The 18,373-nt window shown below is 61.8% G+C and carries 16 protein-coding genes, 5 pseudogenes and 1 riboswitch; of the genes and pseudogenes, 13 read left to right on the top strand and 8 right to left on the bottom strand.

Annotation, left to right across the window (positions count from 1 at the left end):
- Window positions 1–84: 84 nt before the first annotated feature.
- The 3 genes and pseudogenes from ACQCSY_RS23020 to ACQCSY_RS23010 form a co-directional block, all read left to right on the top strand.
- Entirely contained in the window at window positions 85–441 is a 357-nt protein-coding gene (locus tag ACQCSY_RS23020; protein ID WP_427136606.1) for a hypothetical protein, read from the top strand.
- Between the two features lie 128 nt (window positions 442–569).
- Entirely contained in the window at window positions 570–2,390 is a 1,821-nt protein-coding gene (locus ACQCSY_RS23015) for a glycoside hydrolase family 15 protein (RefSeq protein ID WP_427136605.1), read from the top strand.
- A gap of 449 nt (window positions 2,391–2,839) precedes the next feature.
- Window positions 2,840–3,066 (top strand): annotated as a pseudogene (locus tag ACQCSY_RS23010) (IS110 family transposase); the annotation flags it as partial.
- A gap of 296 nt (window positions 3,067–3,362) precedes the next feature.
- On the opposite strand, the gene ACQCSY_RS23005 reads toward ACQCSY_RS23010, so the two are convergent.
- The 3 genes and pseudogenes from ACQCSY_RS23005 to ACQCSY_RS22995 form a co-directional block, all read right to left on the bottom strand.
- Window positions 3,363–4,175, bottom strand: a complete 813-nt coding sequence (locus tag ACQCSY_RS23005) for a thiazole synthase (RefSeq protein WP_427136604.1) — start codon at window positions 4,173–4,175, stop codon at window positions 3,363–3,365.
- A 5-nt stretch (window positions 4,176–4,180) separates the two neighbouring features.
- Window positions 4,181–4,417, bottom strand: a complete 237-nt coding sequence (gene thiS, locus ACQCSY_RS23000) for a sulfur carrier protein ThiS (RefSeq protein ID WP_427136603.1) — start codon at window positions 4,415–4,417, stop codon at window positions 4,181–4,183.
- Between the two features lie 200 nt (window positions 4,418–4,617).
- Window positions 4,618–4,938, bottom strand: a pseudogene (locus ACQCSY_RS22995) (LLM class flavin-dependent oxidoreductase); the annotation flags it as partial.
- Between the two features lie 46 nt (window positions 4,939–4,984).
- Window positions 4,985–5,081: riboswitch (TPP riboswitch) on the bottom strand.
- A 43-nt stretch (window positions 5,082–5,124) separates the two neighbouring features.
- Here ACQCSY_RS22995 and ACQCSY_RS22990 point away from each other — a divergent pair.
- From ACQCSY_RS22990 to hxlA, 3 genes and pseudogenes are all read left to right on the top strand, one after another.
- A pseudogene (locus tag ACQCSY_RS22990) lies at window positions 5,125–5,315 on the top strand (aldehyde dehydrogenase family protein); the annotation flags it as partial.
- Window positions 5,316–5,647: 332 nt separating this feature from the next.
- A pseudogene (gene hxlB, locus ACQCSY_RS22985) lies at window positions 5,648–6,222 on the top strand (6-phospho-3-hexuloisomerase).
- Between the two features lie 76 nt (window positions 6,223–6,298).
- Window positions 6,299–6,922, top strand: a complete 624-nt coding sequence (hxlA, locus tag ACQCSY_RS22980; RefSeq protein WP_427136602.1) for a 3-hexulose-6-phosphate synthase — start codon at window positions 6,299–6,301, stop codon at window positions 6,920–6,922.
- A 392-nt stretch (window positions 6,923–7,314) separates the two neighbouring features.
- Here hxlA and ACQCSY_RS22975 read toward each other — a convergent pair whose 3' ends face one another.
- Both ACQCSY_RS22975 and ACQCSY_RS22970 read right to left on the bottom strand, forming a co-directional pair.
- The gene (locus tag ACQCSY_RS22975; RefSeq protein WP_427136141.1) at window positions 7,315–8,889 is read right to left on the bottom strand and encodes an APC family permease; all 1,575 of its coding nucleotides are present in this window, start codon (window positions 8,887–8,889) and stop codon (window positions 7,315–7,317) included.
- A 539-nt stretch (window positions 8,890–9,428) separates the two neighbouring features.
- Window positions 9,429–9,839, bottom strand: a complete 411-nt coding sequence (locus ACQCSY_RS22970) for a cupin domain-containing protein (RefSeq protein ID WP_427136601.1) — start codon at window positions 9,837–9,839, stop codon at window positions 9,429–9,431.
- Between the two features lie 436 nt (window positions 9,840–10,275).
- Here ACQCSY_RS22970 and ACQCSY_RS22965 point away from each other — a divergent pair, with 436 nt between their 5' ends.
- The 7 genes from ACQCSY_RS22965 (at window position 10,276) to ACQCSY_RS22935 (ending at window position 16,394) form a co-directional block, all read left to right on the top strand.
- Window positions 10,276–10,656 (top strand): cupin domain-containing protein, encoded by a 381-nt coding sequence (locus ACQCSY_RS22965; RefSeq protein WP_427136600.1) that lies wholly within the window; start codon window positions 10,276–10,278, stop codon window positions 10,654–10,656.
- A 453-nt stretch (window positions 10,657–11,109) separates the two neighbouring features.
- On the top strand, window positions 11,110–12,510 hold the full coding sequence (locus ACQCSY_RS22960; RefSeq protein WP_427136599.1) for an NAD(P)-binding domain-containing protein: 1,401 nt from the start codon (window positions 11,110–11,112) through the stop codon (window positions 12,508–12,510).
- A gap of 395 nt (window positions 12,511–12,905) precedes the next feature.
- Window positions 12,906–13,493 carry a TetR/AcrR family transcriptional regulator gene (locus ACQCSY_RS22955; protein WP_427136598.1) on the top strand — a complete coding sequence of 196 codons (588 nt, stop codon included), beginning with the start codon at window positions 12,906–12,908 and terminating at the stop codon, window positions 13,491–13,493.
- Window positions 13,494–13,630: 137 nt separating this feature from the next.
- Window positions 13,631–13,921, top strand: a complete 291-nt coding sequence (locus ACQCSY_RS22950) for an HPr family phosphocarrier protein (protein ID WP_427136621.1) — start codon at window positions 13,631–13,633, stop codon at window positions 13,919–13,921.
- 163 nt (window positions 13,922–14,084) lie between these two features.
- Window positions 14,085–14,708, top strand: a complete 624-nt coding sequence (locus ACQCSY_RS22945; RefSeq protein WP_427136597.1) for a histidine phosphatase family protein — start codon at window positions 14,085–14,087, stop codon at window positions 14,706–14,708.
- Window positions 14,709–14,859: 151 nt separating this feature from the next.
- Entirely contained in the window at window positions 14,860–15,648 is a 789-nt protein-coding gene (locus ACQCSY_RS22940; protein WP_427136596.1) for a Mu transposase domain-containing protein, read from the top strand.
- Window positions 15,645–16,394, top strand: coding sequence for an ATP-binding protein (locus ACQCSY_RS22935; RefSeq protein WP_427136595.1), 750 nt, complete (start codon window positions 15,645–15,647; stop codon window positions 16,392–16,394). The genes ACQCSY_RS22940 and ACQCSY_RS22935 overlap by 4 nt, the downstream gene beginning before the upstream one ends.
- A 108-nt stretch (window positions 16,395–16,502) precedes the next feature.
- Here the strand turns inward: ACQCSY_RS22935 and ACQCSY_RS22930 are convergent.
- The 3 genes and pseudogenes from ACQCSY_RS22930 to ACQCSY_RS22920 all read right to left on the bottom strand — a co-directional run.
- Window positions 16,503–16,757: pseudogene (locus ACQCSY_RS22930) on the bottom strand (DUF4913 domain-containing protein); the annotation flags it as partial.
- Window positions 16,754–17,137, bottom strand: a complete 384-nt coding sequence (locus tag ACQCSY_RS22925) for a TraM recognition domain-containing protein (protein WP_427136594.1) — start codon at window positions 17,135–17,137, stop codon at window positions 16,754–16,756. The gene ACQCSY_RS22925 and the pseudogene ACQCSY_RS22930, both read right to left, overlap by 4 nt.
- Window positions 17,138–17,182: 45 nt before the next feature.
- Window positions 17,183–18,345 (bottom strand): IS3 family transposase gene (locus ACQCSY_RS22920; RefSeq protein ID WP_427136593.1). Its coding sequence is split into 2 segments (ribosomal slippage): window positions 17,183–18,064 and window positions 18,067–18,345, totalling 1,161 coding nucleotides; the frame shifts between segments, so codons are not numbered across the junction.
- Window positions 18,346–18,373 lie beyond the last annotated feature (28 nt).

Here is an 18,373-nt window from a genome sequence, read left to right as displayed (position 1 = left end):
AGTCACGTTTTGTTCGTCGCGTCCACTGTGACATGAACAGACGTTCAAGTCAATCGTTCAAGATGAAGATGTAAAACCTTTTCCATGGCCCCAGCAATAGTCTTAAGGAAGGCTCTCGCGTTTGGTGACCCCTGGCCGCAGGTGGACACGCGGCTTGTGGTCATTGCGGAGCTCAGACTCCCAGCATTTGGCCAGACGGGCTATCGCCGGTACCTGGAGGGTTGCACGCAAATCCTTCGCGAAGTGAGGACGGGAGAGGAGCCGGATTTTGATATGGAGACCCTTTCTCGCTTGCTCTTTGGCGTCGTGGATGGTCTCATGCTGCAGTGGCTTTCGCTGGATGATCCACCAGCAGGCATATGGGCGGAAGAATCGGCGAGGATGCTGCAGAACGCTCTTCCCACTATGAAATACGAACCCGGCCTGGCCGCCCGGAGGTAGTTCCTTCTCCACTTCCGAGCTCAACTAGATCGCGGATGAGGAAACTACCGGCCTGGCGGTTCCGCGCCGACCGGGTTCACATACAGCGGGCCTAACCTGAATGTGAAAAAGTTGTGATTGAGTGGAGCATGGCTGCACTCATAGAGGATTATGCGTTGCTTTCGGATCTTCAAACCGGGCCTCTCATCTCCCGGGACGGCAGCGTGGACTGGCTCTGTTTCCCGCGCTTTGACTCACCGTCCGTGTTTAGCCGGCTTGTAGGCACCGATGAGCACGGCCGCTGGCTGTTGGCTCCCAGTGAATCAGGCGCTGTCGTTGTCGACCGGCACTACATTGACTCGACATTTGTGCTCCAAACCCTTTGGAAGACTGTCAGCGGAAGCGTCCTAGTTACCGATTTCATGCCGCTGGGGGATAACGGTTCGTCCCTCATCCGCCGTGTTACCGGATTGGCCGGCAGCGTTGAAATGCGCCAGGAGCTTCGGATCCGACCAGGATATTCAACGGTATTGCCTTGGGTGAGTCGGGTCCGTGACAATGCGCCGACGACGGCGCCGGTCCTGTTGGCCATGGCCGGTCCGGATGCTCTCGCACTGAGAGGACCTCATCTTCCACAAGCCCATGCGCATGGGCATGAGGGAAAATTCCTCATTTCAAAGGGCGAGAAGGTCGATTTTGAACTAACGTGGTTCCCCTCGCACCGCCCCTTGCCAGCAGCGATTGACGTTGATGTCGCCCTTGAAGAAGCCACTGAGTATTGGAGCCGCTGGGGAAGCCACTGCCGGCAAGACGGTGCGTATGGGGGTGCGGTAAAGCGTTCGCTGTTAGTACTGCGAGCCCTTACGCATTTGGAAACGGGCGGCATTGTCGCAGCGCCCACGACGTCCCTCCCGGAGGAATTCGGTGGACCGCGGAACTGGGACTATCGGTACTGCTGGTTGCGCGATGCGGCCCTGACACTGGAATCGATGCTGACCCACGGCTATGAAACGGAGGCCCTTCAGTGGCGCAACTGGCTCCTTCGGGCACTGGCCGGCGATCCCGAGCAGATGCAGATCATGTACGGGGTTGGGGGAGAGCGGGAACTCCCCGAACGCGAGCTCAGCCACCTCCCCGGTTATGCGAACTCCAGGCCTGTTCGCATTGGAAATGCGGCCGTTTCGCAGTTCCAGGCAGATGTCGTCGGCGAAGTGATGGTGGCATTGGAAAGACTGCGTATGGCCGGAGGTAAAGAAGACCATTTCTCTTGGGCCCTTCAGCGGGCGCTCTTGGGATTCGTAGAAAAACACTTCGACGACAGGGACTTTGGCCTTTGGGAGATGCGCGGCGAGGCACAGTACTTCACCCACTCCCGGGTGATGATGTGGGCCGCCTTCAACAGCGGGATCCGGGCGGTACGGATCCACGGATTATCCGGAGATGTTAAGAAGTGGGAGCAACTCCGTGAGCGGTTGCGTGAAGAGATAATGCGCGAGGGATTCGACCGGAGGATTGGCTCCTTTACGCAGAGCTATGGCGGAGGTCAAACAGACGCTGCGTTACTAGTCATGCCACAGGTCGGTTTTCTCGCCTACAACGACGAGCACATGCTCGGCACTGTCAGACGGCTGGAAGAAGAACTCCTTACCGACGACGGCCTTTTGCTGCGCTATCGAACAGAGAGTGGCGTTGACGGCCTGGAACCGGGTGAACATCCTTTCCTCGCATGCTCGTTCTGGCTCGTGGAGCAGTATGCGCGTACAGGCCGACGGGCCGAGGCAAAGATCCTTATGGACAAACTCGTGGGGCTTGCCAACGAGCTCGGTCTGCTTAGCGAAGAGTACGCAACGAACGAAAAGCGGATGGCCGGCAACTTTCCCCAAGCATTCTCACACCTGACCCTGGTCAGGGCCGCCGACGCCATGCATGGGGTCGATCGCCTCAGTCTGGCTGTCGACGCTGCCGTTTAGTGGCACGGCGTCGGAGAAGACCGGTTCCGGTCCGTGTGCTCCTTCCAGGACCCGGCAACACAAGCGTGACACCGTTCGAACCTTGGATGACAACGATCGCGGACCTGGACACCGGCCAGGCCCTTGGTGGCGTCGACGGTCGGGACCAAAAGGGTGTCGGCACCGGTTGTTCGCCCCGTCCCTGGCATGGCGCGCCTGGCCGTGCAGGCCGTCGCGATCGACCCCTCCGCGGCCTTCCGCGTCCTGCAGGCTGCCGCCCCGGCCCCTTTTCATAGCCCAGCGCAACGCGCCAGACTTCCGCTATCGCCGTCGGTTCGGGCGTGTCGATACCGACTGCACAGCCAGCCTCTGAGGCCACCCCGGTGACGGCTGCCGCGGACTCGATGTCACGTGGCGTCACCTCGCCGCCCGCGTTGTGCGAGGTGAACCGGATGAATACACGGTTGTAACGCTACCGAAGGATCGCCCGGCGGCGGGGCAAGAAACGCGCCATCGTCGCCGTCGGACGTTCCATCCCGTCATCGTCTGGCACCTCCTGAAGGACCCGGACGCACGGTTCCATGACCTCGGCGCCCACAACTTCACCCGCCGCACCAACCCGGACACCAAAAAACGCGGCCACATCCGCCAGCTCGAAGCCCTCGGCTACACCGTCACCCTGACCCCGGGAGCCTGACACCCGCCCGCCTTCATACCGCGGACCCACCCCGCCGGACCCCGGCGGGCACACCAGCACGCCACCCGCCGCAGCCAGCTCACCCCCATTTTCGGATCAGCTCGAGCACGCTGGCCGCCGTCGGCGTCTTGTAGACAGTGACCCGCCGCCCAGGCGGTAGCGCCGGTCCGGCAGGCCCGAAAGGGACTCGTCAATTTGCGGCGGGTGAGGACCTCGTCCTTAGGTGCCACGGCTGAGTCTTGGTGGGGAGCGGGTGAGCCTGCCCATCGCCGCACCCGCACAGTCAGAACCCTGGTCTAGAGGAACTCGGCCCGGCCTTCCATCGCAGAAGACGCCAGCGCATGCTCGCGGCGCGGGATACGCCCGGCCGCCTTCGCCAGCCTACCGGCGATAACAGCGTGTTTGAAGGCTTCACCCATGAGCGCAGGGTTCTGCGCGCGGGTCACGGCCGTGGCCAGCAGAACGGCGTCGCAACCCAGTTCCATAGCGAGGGCGGCATCCGAGGCGGTACCGATGCCCGCATCCAGCACCACAGGCACAGAGGAGCGCGACACGATCAGCTCAATGTTGTGCGGGTTGAGGATTCCCAGGCCCGTCCCGATCGGAGAGCCAAGCGGCATGACTGCGGTGGCCCCCAGGTTCTCCAGACGCAGCGCCAGGACCGGGTCGTCATTGGTGTACGCGAAGACTTTGAAACCACGGTTGACGAGCTGCTCGGTGGCATCCACGAGTTCCACGGCGTCCGGCAAGAGCGTGTGCTCATCGGCAATGACTTCGAGTTTGACCCAGTCCGTTTCCAGCGCGTCGCGGGCCAGTTCCGCCGTCATGACCGCATCCCTTGCGGTGAAGCAGCCGGCGGTGTTCGGCAGGACCCGGATGTTGTTGTCCACGAGCAGCCGGAACAGGGAACCCGTTTCGGCGGGCGAGTAGCGGCGCATGGCTACCGTGGTCAGTTCCGTCCCGGAGGCCAGGAGCGCGGCACCGAGTCCGTCCAGGCTAGGCGCTCCGCCCGTGCCCATAATGAGCCGGGAGCTCAATTCCACGCCATCGATGACCATGCGGTCAGTCTCTGTTCCAGGCCCGGCTGGAAGCGCAGTTGTTTCAGTCATCATCCTCATCCTCCCTGAATTGCTGTAACGAGTTCAATGCCATCGCCCTCAGCAAGCGCCGTGCTGTGCCACTGGCTGCGGGGCACCACCTCCGAGTTGCGCGCTATTGCCACACCCAGCCGCTGGCCGTCCGCGGCCTGCCCGCTGGGGGCAAGTTCGCGGCCTGTGATCTGGCTGACGAGCGTTGCAGCGGAGGCCATTGCCCCTACGGCGTGGGGCTTGCCGTTCAGTGTGATGTTCATGCTGATTCCTTGTTTCTGGTCAAATATGATTGAGGGTTGCAGCGGCTGAGCCTGATTCGGCGGGGACTGGTCCGGCGTGCCCGGACGCGCCCGGGCGGTTGCTGATGTCTAGTTCGTGGGTTTGCCCATGGGACTTCGGACTTGCCACAGTGAAGTGGACGTGGCCCTGCCGGGATGGGTCAGTGGAGAGGCTTATAGGACTATCCATTGTCCGGGACGCCTACGGTCGGCCGTTCCAGTCCGAGGTGTCCGCGCAGCATGTCCGCCGTGTAGCTGCTGCGGAAGAGCCCACGCCGTTGTAATACCGGAACCACCCTGTCCACGAACTCGTCGAGCGAATCGGGCAGCAGCGGCGGCATGAGGTTAAACCCGTCTGCGGCACCGGAGCGAAACCACAGCTCAATCTGGTCGGCGACGTGCTCTGGAGTTCCGAACACGGTGCAGTGGCCCCGCCGGCGGCCAGCCTTCCCAGCAGTTGCCACTGTTGGCTTCTCCGCCTCGATGATCCGCAGGATCAACGAGGCGGAGCCGTTCGGGCATGGCCCAGGCGTGGTCAGGCGTCAGGCGAATAGTCATCCGCAACATCCCTTCGCTAGTACGAACTAGATCAGGTTCAACGGGTGTTCTCTCAGCCCCGGCCAGCAGGGCACCCCGTGTCACTGGAATAAACCCTACTCGCAACCAGGCGGACAGAACCGTGGAGTCCGGAATGCTTCATCAAGTCCTCAGCCGACACCGTCAAACGGCTCACCCTGGAGTTCGGCGGCAACGACGCCGGTATCGTGCTGCCGACGCCGACGCCGACGCCGATCCCAACGCCATCGCCCAAGACCTGTTCTGGGTGCCTTCAGCAACGCCGGCCGGACCTGCGGCGGCCCTCAAACGCCGCTACGTCCACTAAGACATCTACGAGGCCGTATGCGAAGAACGCTGTCGCAGTCCATTGCGTGCGGACACGGCGGACCTCCGTCCATCATGACCGGCAGCAGGCGGACAATGGCCGTGGCTGCGTAGCTACCTCCCCGGGCAACGCCCTGCCATTCAACGGGGGATCGATGGACTGCACACCCATGCCGCTGAATCTCGTCAGGGCATACCGGACGATCCACACACCCACCTACCCAAACGGGCAGTTTAAACCATCCCGAATTAGCGTTTCCCCTCCCCGTAAATGACAGGACGATGGATGTCAGGCCCACCTCTGGAGGAGGAGAAGTGAATTTGACCGTGATGACCGGACCCGCCCCGGACGTATCCGGGGAAGCCTTCGCCGGCAGCGTCTCCCTTGTCCTGGGGGAGATCGCGGATACCGCCGCAGGCATCGACCGGCAGCAGGTGGCCGGCCTGGCCCGTCACCTTAGCCAGCCGGGCCGGGTGTTTGTTGCCGGCGCGGGCTGGTGTTGCGGATGGCGGCGATGAGGCTGATGCACCTGGGCCTGAATGTCCACATCGCCGGTGACACCACCACTCCCGCAATCGCTTCCGGGGACCTGCTCCTGGTGGCCTCCGGATCGGGGACGACCTCGGGGGTGGTCAAGTCAGCGGAAACGGCGGCGAAGGCCGGGGCGCGGATCGCCGCGTTCACCACCAACCCGGATTCCCCGCTCGCCGGGCTCGCCGACGCCCTGGTGACCATTCCCGCCGCGCAGAAGACCGACCACGGCTCCAGCGTCTCGCGCCAGTACTCCGGGTCCCTGTTCGAACAGGTGCTTTTCCTCGCCACCGAGGCCCTCTTCCAGTCCCTGTGGGACAACACCGATGTGCCCGCCGAAGAGCTCTGGCTCCGGCACGCCAACCTCGAATAACCGGGGCCCCTCTTTTTCCACACCCACCGCAGTTACCTGCAGAGAACCGCAGTTCCTTACAGAAAGTAGAAACATCATGAAGCTCCAAGTTGCTATGGACGTTCTGACCACCGAAGCCGCCCTCGAACTGGCCGGCCAGGTCGCCGAATACGTCGACATCATCGAACTCGGCACCCCGCTGATCAAGGCCGAAGGGCTCTCCGCCGTCACCGCCGTCAAGAACGCCCACCCGGACAAGATCGTCTTCGCCGACATGAAGACCATGGACGCCGGCGAACTCGAAGCCGACATCGCCTTCAAGGCCGGCGCCGACCTGGTCACCGTGCTCGGCACCGCGGACGACTCCACCATCGCCGGCGCCGTCAAGGCAGCCAAGGCCCACAACAAGGGCATCGTCGTGGACCTCATCGGTGTCGCAGACAAGGTCACCCGCGCCAAGGAAGCCCGCGCCCTGGGTGCGAAGTTCGTCGAGATGCACGCCGGCCTGGACGAACAGGCCAAGCCCGGCTTCGACCTGACCGGACTCCTGAGCGCCGGAGCAGAAGCACGCGTCCCGTTCTCCGTCGCCGGCGGCGTGAAGCTCGCCACCATAGCAGCTGTCCAGCAGGCCGGCGCCGACGTCGCCGTCGTCGGCGGCGGCATCTACAGCGCAGCCGACCCCGCCCTGGCCGCCAAGCAACTCCGCAACGCCATCAACTAACCCTCCGATTGACGGTGGCGTCCCGCACCCTTAAAGCCGCGGGACGCCACCTCCGGAGTCCAGCCCCTGCAACTTCAGGGGGCCCGCAGCCGAGGAATTTCTTGCCTGGGCCCCCGCGGAGAGCCCCCACCGCGGGCAGTACCGCGCCGACGACGGCCGACTGATACGGGTCATCGAGAACGGCACAGGCTGCCGTCGTCTGTTTGTTTGTGATGATCCCGTCGTGCTGTATTCGATCTAAGACGGGCTAGTCGACGACGACGAACTCAACGCCGGCGGGCATCCTTCGGAAAAATGCCTGCGGTGGAACAAGCAAGGGCCACGGAATCCCGGCCACAGAGACGGGAAGGCAGACCGTTCCTTGACCGGTCTGCCTTCCCGTCTTTGAGAGATTAGACCAGTGCGGGTGCAAGCTGATCGTCAGCGTCAGCGGAGTCCGGCACGGCTGCCGCATGTTCTTCCAGCACACCCGTGCGGTGCCTGATACGCAGCCTGTACAGCAGGAGACCGACCACAACGACGAATCCGACGAAGATGACCCCGCCCCACTGGAAATACCACTCGAACGGTGGCTCGGAGTTGTAGATCTCCGGCCGAGGCCAGATCAGGTTGACGGTCATTGCGGCTCCCCAGACCACGGCAATGAGATTGACGATAAAGCCCCGCTTCTTACCCAGGCTGAAGCCTGACTCTGCCCCATCGTCAGCCAGCGGCCACTTTTTCAGGAACCTGTTACGGAGCATGGGAGCGGTGACCAGCAGGTAGGCCAGGTAGATCAGCACGATTCCAATGCTGGAAAGAATCGTAAAGATGGCGGGCTGGCCGATATTGATCAGCAGCGGGATGATTGCGAGAACGCCGGTGGTGATGGCCGCCGTCGTGGGGGTCTTCCGAACCGGGTGGACTTTTGCAAGCTGGCTGCTGAATGGCAGGTTATTGTCCCGCGCCATCGCGAACATCATGCGGATGGCCGCAGCATGGACGGCGAGTGCGCAGACAGTGATTGCCACCACGACGCAGAGCAGGAAGGCCTTGCCGAAGGGTCCTCCGAGGACCGACAGGACGATGTACTGCAGGCCTCCGTCTGCTTCCCCGAGCTTGGGGTCAGACAGGTCCGGAGCAGCGAGGAGGGCAGCGAGGAGCACTGCTCCGCCCAGGATGAAGGATGCCGTTACGGCCCTGATGATTGCCCTTGGCGCGGTCTTCTTCGGGTTCTTGGTTTCTTCTCCGAGGGAACCGGCGGTGTCGAAACCGTACATGGCGTAGCCGGAGGCCATGGCTGCGATAAGGAAGACGCCGAAGTATCCGAGGGGTTGGCCTTGACCCAGACCCTGGGTGTCGAAAACGACCTCGGGCCCGCGTACTGCGTGCCATGCCAGAGCGAGGACCAGGAATACAGCCGCGAAGAGTTCCACAAATACGCCGATGCTGTTGATGGCGGTCGTCAGTTTGACGCCAAACGCATTCACGAGGGTGGTGAAGGTGATCAGGATCGTTGCAAGCAGGACGCCGTTGACCGCGAAGTCGTAGGGGCCGGTTCCGTCACCGACCATCTGGAAGCCCTGCCAGATCTGCGGCATCGTAATCTGAAGAGACAGTGCGACAGCGCCGATTGTGACGATCGACGCGATCAGCATCAGCCAGCCTGCCATCCAGGACGTCGTTTTCGAGGCAAGCTGCTTGGACCAGTTGTATACGGCGCCCGCGACCGGATACCGGCCCGCGAGCTCGGCAAAGACGAGCGCGACCATCAGCTGGCCGACGAATACTCCGACCCAGGTCCACCAATAGGCCGGTCCTGCGGTGCCGTAGCCGAAGTAGAAAAGCTGAAAAACACTAGTGAGGATGGAAATGTAGCTGACGCCAGCCGCGAAGCTGGCGAATTTACCGATACTCCCGGTCGAGAGCGACTGCTTGTAGCCAAAGTCGCTGAGACCGCTCGTATCGTGGTGCTTGAGTTGAGACATGGGGGAGTCCTTAGTCGAATCTGAATGATTGCGCCGTTGGGGTCGTTGAGGAGGATGCCGGTGGGGGCCGAATTCGGGGGTGTCGTATCCGGGGGAAGTGCTTCTTCGTCCGGTCTGCGATCTTTGCAGGACTTCGGACCGTTCCGGCAGCGTCTCCTGTGAAACAGATCACTGAAGAGATTACAGGCTTAAACTCAGTGCAAGTGTTTTTATGTGGATCACTTTTTGTTACTTGATTGACCGTTTTTCAGAAGCTGTTCTCGCCAACCCCCGGATCGGGCCGGCGGGGCCGGAAGCGAGATCGGGGTTCGCAAAGCGCTGCTGGGGTTCAATTGAGCTGGTGGAAGTACTTCATGACTTGGTCTGGCCGGTAAACCCTTAAGGTGCCAAGCGGGAACTCGTCCTTGGTCCTGTCCTGTGAGCCGGCCCGCGAGGATGGTGGTCTGGAAGTGCCTGCTGCACGGCAGCCGTTGCCGCCACACGATCCGCTGCGTCGGTTTATTGTTCGGTTCCGCCACGGCAATTCGTGAGGGGGTAAATCAGATTTCGGAGTATCGGAAGGAGTGCGACTCCAAACCTTCGGGGTTGGGGCCGTAAATGGTGACCATGCGCGCGTAGACCGGTGCCCAGTATCGGCCGGTTCGTCCTGGGTTGACGCGTGCCGCATCGCCCGGCCTCAGGATGACAGTCTTGCCTTCGCTCTCGATGTGGAGCTCGCCTTCCAGCACGAAGTTCGTCTCGGTGTGGGGATGGAAATCCTCCCAGCCACAGGCCTCCAGCTCCCACTCGGAGAGTATGACATCCCCCCATGGGCCTACGGGATTGGCGTTGATGAACCTGCAGCGCAATCGCTGCCATTCGTCTTTCATGACCTTCATGGACTTCGCCGGCCAGAAATCGACCGCTTCGCGCGTCGTCGGTGTCGGGAGCTGAGGGGTGGTTGTCGTCATTGTCTTTTACCCGTTTCTCGAATGGGAAAGCTGCGTTGCGCTTCCGGGCGACTCAGAATGCGTCATCGTGATCTGGGTCACCGCGCTGCCAACACTGTGACATGGACACTTGTTCCAGTCAAGGGTTCAGCGTGAACGGCTGGAACCAATTCATATGAGCCCGGTTTAGAGAAATGTCCTTCATGGACGATTGACTTATACGTCTGTTCATGTCACAGTTTCTGCCACGAGCAACCGTGATCGGCATCACACCAGCCGAGCTCTGCTTACCCTGCAAATCAGAAATCCGGTATGCAACCGATCCCGCGGGAGCAGCCGCGATCGGGCTACTCAGCTGCTTCTCAGGCGGCCTCACATCTGCCGCCCAGGAATGACAGTTCTGTCAAAGATGATCAGGTCTGGCAAATCCTTCACAACGCTATTTACAGGAGAGACAATGGAAACCACCCTCGTAGGAACACAGAGCAAGGCCGGATCCATCCACAAAGTAGAAGGCGGTTACGTCGGCCTGCCGTCGATGAACGAGCCTGGGACGGTCGCTGCTATCGGTGACTCCCTCCACAACCCTGAGGGCTCGGTCATGAGCGCCGGGTTCTTCGAGCTGAAGGCTTCCGAGCCGTTGGTGTACACGTACACCTACGACGAAATGAAGGTCGTCATCAAGGGTGAGTTCATCCTCACCGATGAGGCGACAGGGGAAGTGACGCACGCGAAGGAGCGCGACGTGCTGTTCTTCCCCAAGGGCACTACCGTCAAGTTTGAGACCCCTGAGTATGGTCTAGGGTTCTTCACCGGCCACCGCTCCTTCGCACCCTAGGCCCCCTGCGTTCCAAATCCGTGACTCCGGCAGCAGGCATGGACTACAGGTTCATTCGGGTGTCGTTCGGAAAAGCAGATTCCCTCACGGCACACTGCAACGGCGGCCAGTCCCGCGCCGTGACTTCCGTTTCGTATCTGCAACCCAGGGAAACCTCTCGGACCTGAGATCCGTGCTCGATGGCGTTCGCACGTCGGGGCCCGGCTCCTACTCGCCGGTGCCGGACGTGCCACCACCCTAGCCATCACTGATCACCTTCCCGCCAAGTTGGCGCCTACCCGGGATTCGCGCCTGTCACCTGCTGACCGAGCTCGCGGGCGAGCCGGCCGAGAACAAAGGCATCACCCGCTACCGCAAAGCGGCATCTGTTTAGCTGCCGGCTTGACACGTAGCGCAACTTACCGCGTCGCGCACCCGCGACCCCGCAAGAACCATTTGGAAGAGGAGAGCAACATGACATTACGAGTCGGAATCATTGGTGCCGGCCCCAGCGGCCTGGCACAACTGCGGGCGTTTGAATCAGCACGCCAAAAAGGCGCCGCCATCCCCGATATCTTGTGCTTTGAGAAGCAGGACGACTGGGGCGGGCAGTGGAACAACAGCTGGCGGATCGGCCTGGACGCTCACGGCGAGCCGGTGCACTCCAGCATGTACCGCCACCTATGGTCCAATGGGCCGAAAGAGTGCCTCGAGTTCTCGGACTACTCCTTTGACGAGCACTTTGGCAGCGCCATTTCCTCCTTCCCGCCCCGCGAAGTTCTCTTCGACTACATCAAGGGCCGTGTGGAAAAGTCCGACGTCCGCAAGTACGTCAAGTTCAACAGCGTTGCCCGCCACACCAGCTACAACGAGGCAACGCAGGAATTCACGCTGACGGTTGAAGACCTCAAGACGAACCTCACTGAAACCCACGTGTTCGACAAGCTTGTGGTCGCCACCGGCCACTTCTCCGTCCCCTCCGTCCCCGAGTTCAAAGGCATCAAAACCTTCCCGGGTGAAGTTCTGCACGCCCACGATTTCCGCGGAGCCGAACGCTTTTATGGCAAGAACCTGCTCATGATCGGCAGCAGTTATTCCGCCGAGGACATTGGCATGCAGGCCCACAAGATGGGCGCCGCGTCCATCACCATCAGCTACCGCACAGCCCCGATGGGCTATCACTGGCCGGAGAACACGGTAGAGCGCCCGCTCGTCACCCACTTCCAAGGCCACACCGCGCACTTTAGCGACGGCACCCAAGATGACTTTGACGCCGTCGTACTTGGCACCGGATACCAGCACAAGTACCCGTTCCTGCCCAGCGAGCTGTCACTGAAGTCACCAAACGTGCTGTACCCGGGCAACCTTTACAAGGGCGTGGTGTGGCAGCAAAACACCAACCTGTTCTACCTTGGCGCGCAGGACCAGTACTACACATTCAACATGTTTGACGCGCAAGCGTGGTTTGCCCGCGACGTCATGACCGGAGCGATTGACATACCGTCCCTTGCTGAGCGCGAGGCGGACATCCAGCTCTGGCTCGAGCGCCAGGCCGCGCTGCCGGACCACGACGCGGAAGCCGACTTCCAGACGGACTACCTGCGGGAACTCATCAACGCCACCGATTACCCGCCCTTCGACCTCGACGCTGTTTCCCAACTCTTCAAAGACTGGATGCACCACAAGCACACTGACATCCTCGGGTACCGCGACATGGTCCACCGCTCCGTCGTCACCGGCACCATGGCGACCAAACACCACACCCTCTGGCTCAACGCCATGGATGACTCCATGCAGCGGTACCTATACGGCCCTTCGCAGGATATAGACACCGGCACGCCTGCGAATGTCACCGACACCCTGGCCGCAAGGTAATTTCGGGCCGGCGGCCAAATTCGGACCCCCTCCAAAACACAGCTTACATTTTTAGGATATGGACTCATGCTGTGGGGCGGGCCTCATCGCCACCCAGACATCAGGTCTCGAGAAGTTCACCAATAACCTGAGCAATTGAGCGGGCTGCCTTGGAGCTAGAATGTCGGTTTGTCCAGCAACCCGAAGATGTGGCCCCGCCCGCGGTCCAACAGTGGTTGGACCGCGGGCGGGTCACACGACAGCCTGTTCATCCACTTAGACTGTGCCATCGTGACGTGGGGCACGGCGTGACAGGGACATTTGTTCCAGTCAACGGTTCAGGACAAAGGCGTAAAGCAGTACTCTTAAGGAACTGGCCCCTGTCGGGCCGAAACCGGGAGACTGGAGAGTGAGCTATGCGGGTACCCGCAGAGGAACGGAAAGAACAGCTAATTTCAGCGACAGTTGAACTGATGCGTCGTGAGGGCGTTCAGTCGGTGACCATTCGGGCTATAGCCAAGGAGGCCAACGCCCCCTTGGCTACGGCACATTATTGCTTCAGCAATAAAGAAGAGCTCATGGACGCGGCCGCCGAGGCCTGGCTGAAGAACTTGAGCCGCTTTTCCAGCGACGTTCCGAAGCATTTGGGCCTTCGCAAGGCTGTGGAACAAGTAGCCGAAGGCTACTGGCGCGCACTAGAAGAAGAGCCGGCCAGCCTCCTTGCAGAGATCGAACTCATCCTGTGGGCAACACGCAATGCCCCCGTCAGCCCGCTGGCCGCGAAAATTTATCCCGCCTATGAAGTGGAGCTGGGAAACATATTCGCTTCCGCAGCCCAAAGCAGCGGCGAAGAGTGCCTCATAGGCTTTCCTATGCTTGTACGATCTTTCCTGATGATTTACGACGGAGCGGCCATTCAATACATGACCGACCCGAAGGCTACCGATCACCGCGGCCAGTTCTTCATGATGGTTGATGCACTTCTGATCAAGGCTGGCGTCTAAAGCTCCTCCGCCACCGAGGCTTACAGGACTTATTCCGAGGTGATCCTCAGCGGGAGACCCACTGCCGCCGAAGCTCTCGTCGAGTCGCGCCTCGCACCGCTGTTCGCCCATCCACACCTTCTTGAGACGCTCGGGTCATTATTCGAAGAAGACCTGTCGCAGCCACGGGCAGCGAGCAGGTAAAAATCGGTTTCACCGCAGGTTTGCACGCCCGGCCGGCCTCCGCATTTGTCAACGCGGGCGCGGCATCTGAACACGACGTCACTATCAGCTTCGGCACCGAGGACAGGGTGGATGCCTCCAGCCTGTCCTCGGTCCTGGCTCTCGGCATCGAGTATGGCGACGAAGTCACTCTTCACGTTGACGGCGACCGCGCCCAGGAGGCATTGAACGAGCTTGGTGATCTCCTCCGGCGGAACCTGGACTAAGGAATCGCGGGTGCGCGGGCGCGCCCAGTTCAGCGCCCCCGCCCCCGTCTGACAACCCGGACCGATCAGCGCTCGGGGGCTAAGAAACACCGCCGCACCAATGAAGTCCTAATCATTCGGCCGCTCGCGTTGAACGGCAAGAAACAGCCCACCAGGAGAACTCATGACCTTCGCTTTCGTCCGGCACGGCCAAACCGACTGGAATTTCGCGCAACGCATGCAAGGCTCCAGTGATATCCCCCTCAACGCCACCGGACGGAAGCAAGCGCTCGAAGCGGCACGCAGCCTCAGCTCCGGCATCAACGGCAGGCCGTGGGACATCATCGTGAGCTCCCCCCTGATCCGCGCGAGAGAAACCGCCAGCCTAATCGCAGTCGGGATCGGCCGCGACCTGGGGCCAGCCTACCCGGCTCTCACCGAGCGCGACTACGGAGACGCGGAAGGGGCCACTCAAGAGGAGATCAGTGCGCGGTGGCCGCAGGGCACCATTCCCGGACTCGAGCCGATTGAATCCGTCATCGCCCGCGGGACACATGCGCTCGAACGCCTCGCGCGTCTATATGACGGCGACAACGTCCTCATCGTTTGCCACGGGACACTCATACGACACACGCTCTCCGCGCTCACCGGAAAGGACACCGGCGAAATCATCAATGGTTCGATCGCCACGCTCTCCTCGGTGGAGGGAGGTTGGTCGGTGCACACAGTTAACGACCGCCCATTCCTGCCCAAAACGGAGGCCACTGACAAGGCGGAACGGACAAACCTGGCCGCGGGGATGTCGTAAAAAGGAGCGAAATAACGCGAGCCGCCACCCAACGAAATAACAACGATCGACTCCCCGCCCATCAAATAGCAGCTCTCTTTTGGCGGATCCGCCCCCCAGCCTTTCCCTATCCAGCACGCAAGCAGATCCGGATAAAACGGACAAGGCGAGCGTGGAAAACACTGTCTCGCACGTCGCCACCTGGGTGATTGCCGGGTTGAGGAAAGAGGTGTTCACGAGCCTGGCGCAGTTGCGGAGACGGATTCGGGAGCAGATCGATGCCTATAACAGGCAGCCGTTCCAGAAGCGGGAGGGCTCCCGGCTGAGCGTGTTCACCGCCGAGGAGAAGCCGGTGTTGCAACCGCTGCCGGCGGTGGCGTTCGAGATCAGCACCTGGACCTATGGGCGCAAAATTGGGCGCAACGGCCACGTGGTCTGGGCGAAGAACTTTTACTCCGTGCCGTTCGCCCACATCGGCTCGAATGTTGATCTTCGTGTCACGGAGACCATGCTGGAGATCTATCGCAGCGATGAGCGCCTCACCAGCCACCTGCTGCTGCCAGCGACGACGGCGAACCAGCATCAGACGAACGAGGCGGACCTTCCGGAGGGTCGCAGCTGGCAGGCGTGGGACCGGGCCCGGATCGATGAATGGGCGTTACGGATGGGCCCGGCAACCGTGACGGTGATCAGCAAGATCTTCGAGTCCGTGCCGGTCGAGGAGGCCGGATACGACCCCGCGCTGGCGGTGCTGCGCCTGTCCCGCCGGTTCTCCCCGGCCCGGGTGGAAGCGGCCAGCCAGCTCGCGCTGCGAGGGCCGATACGATCGCCCCGCTACGCCCACCTGCGGCCGATCCTGGATACCGGGCAGGACAGAACCGGGATCGTCCCTGATGAGCCGGAGGGAGACGATGGCGGATACGTGCGGGGCGGCGCCTACTACGCCGGAGGGGCTCGATGAGCCGCCTGGATGCGGAGACCAAACGCAAGCTGCGCGAGATGAACGCGGGCGAGTTGCTGGAGGCCATCGATACCCAAGACGAGAGGCTGAGTATCAGCTTGCCGTTCGAGGATCGTGTCCGGCTGGTCGTCGATGACGCCTATTCGTCGTTTACGCATTCCAAGGTGACCGGCTTGATCCGGCGGGCAGGACTGCGTTATCCGAACGCGGATTTGCGCCGCATCGATCGTCTCGACGAGCGCGGTCTTGACCGGCAGCTGCTGACCCAGCTGGGCACCTGCTCGTTCATGGGCAGGCAGCAGAACGTCGTCTTGCAGGGGTTCACCGGGTCGGGGAAGTCGTATCTGGGATGCGCGGTCGCCAAACGCGCCTGCGAGCACCGAATCCGCGCACATTACGTCCGTATGCCAGACCTCGAGGAAGAACGGGTCGCCGCGCAAGACAGGCCCGGCGGTTCCGGTAAATTCCTGCGAAAGTATGCGGCATTCACGCTGCTGGTCATCGACGAGTGGCTCCTGGATCGACCCACGGAACCGATGCGAGGCATGCTGCTGGAACTGATGGAGCGCCGCTACGGCGAGACCTCAACAGTGTTCTGCACTCAGTATTTGCAGAAGGACTGGCACCAGCGGCTCGGCTCCGGCGTCCATGCGGACGCGATCATGGACCGGATCATCCACAACACGAGCTGGGTCGAGACCGGCAACTACAACATGCGCGAACACGCAGCACTCGTGAGCGCCTAATCCTGTGACAGAGAGCGTCAGCGGCGCCAAGCCACGCGACTGCTGGCGCTCTCTGGCACGATCCCCGGCGTGGTTGAGCCACCAGGTGCTGATTCCGAGGGCGGGTTCCAGGCGGTGGTGTTCCCAGGCGCGCCAGATTGATTCCATCCGGATGAGGGCTTCGGGGTGTTTGTACCATTCGGGGCACCAGGCGAAGGCCGCCCCTTCGTTGACTTCCCGGACATAGGACTGGGCCAGGAGCTCGGCGAAGAACTCCACGGCACTGGCATAGACCAGCTCCGGCTCAGGCGCGTCATGGCTGTGGCCGCCGCTTGAGGACTGGACCTCTTCGTCGCCGAACGCGTCCCCGAACTCCTGACTCATGCCGTGTCACCGTCCGTCCACGGGTTGCGCACCGGAACGGCCACAGGCTCACGATCATCTTTCACCGTGGTGGCGAGGGAGTCTTTGACTTTCTGGGCGTGGGGTCCGTTCATCCAGGGGATGGTTTCGATCATGGTGGCCGGGGCGCCGGAGGCGAGAAGGATGGCCCGGAACCTGGGCAGTGCCGTCAGGTCGGCGACGGAGAGGATTTCGTCCTTGTTCTCCTGCCGGGAGGATGAGGACCCGGTTTTGCTGTGGCTGCGGGAGACGTTGATGTAGCTGTACTGCCCGATCAGGCGGGAGAGCTCGTCGAGGTAGCCGACTTCGGAGACGCCGCCGCCGTAGATTTTCACGTTCGACGCGGACCAGAGTTTCCGCATGCGGGACTGCTGAAGGCTTAGTTGACAGCTGGGGTTGATAATTTCCTATGCGGCTGAGGCCACGTTTTTTATTGTCTCAAACTCGATGGGTGTCAGCCGTCCGAGGGCGCGTTGACGGCGTTTGCGGTGGTAGCTGCGCTCGATCCAGGTCGTAATGGCCAGCCTGAGCTCGGCACGGGTCTCCCAACGTTTCCGGTTCAGGACGTTCTTTTGCAGCAGGGAGAAGAACGATTCCATCGCGGCGTTGTCACCGCAGGCGCCCACTCTTCCCATCGATCCGCTCAGCCCGTAGGCGTTCAGGGCCAGGACGAACTTTCTGGATCTGAACTGGGAACCGCGGTCCGAGTGCACCACCGTGCCCGCTGGTCTCCTGAGTGCCACGGCATGGTCCAAGGCAGTGACGGCCAGGGACGCTTTCATCCGCCCGGCCATGGAATACCCGACGATCCGGTTCGAATGCAGGTCCTTGATCGCGCACAGGTACAGCTTTCCCTCCCCGGTGTGGTGCTCGGTGATGTCCGTGAGCCACTTCCGGTTCGGCGCCGCCGCACTGAAGTCCCGCTCGATGAGGTCATCGTGGACCGGAGGGCCGGCCTTGATTCCGGACCTGCGCCGCCGGTGGATCACGGAGTGGATGCCGTTCTGAGAGCACAGCCGCCAGATCCGGCGTTCACTGGCCACAGGACCGGCACTGGCGTTGATCTCATCGGCAATGAACCGGTATCCGAAGGCAGGATCGTCGCGGTGGTGATCGATGGCAGCGTTGATCAGGTGCGCTTCTTCCCAGTCCCGGGACGGGACGGGGTTGGCGGCCCACTGGTAGTAGGCCTGTCTGGAGAAATTCAGTACCCGGCAGGACACCGCCACGGGAACCCGGATCGGGGCGTCCCTGGCAGCCAGCTCGCGGACCAGCGGGTACATCATTTTTTTGGATTGATGTCCCGGGACAAGTAGGCCACGGCACGGCGCATGACTTCGGCTTCCTGCTCCAGGAGCCGGATGCGCTTGTTGGCCTCCCGCAGCTTCGCGGCGTCATCGGACACGGCCCCGGACTTCACCCCGTCTTCTCTGTCGGCGATCTTCATCCAGCGGTGCAGTGCGGCCGGTGAGACACCGAAGTCTTTGGCGATCTGGGTAATGGGCGCTTCGCCCTTGCGGGCGATCGCCACGACATCGCGGCGGAACTCTTCGGGAAAGGCTTTGGGCATGATGAACATCCTTCCACCCGCAAGGATC

It is taken from the genome of Pseudarthrobacter sp. S9 (genome assembly GCF_050156545.1).
GTDB lineage: Bacteria > Actinomycetota > Actinomycetes > Actinomycetales > Micrococcaceae > Arthrobacter.
This window is presented reverse-complemented; position numbering and strand designations above follow the sequence as displayed.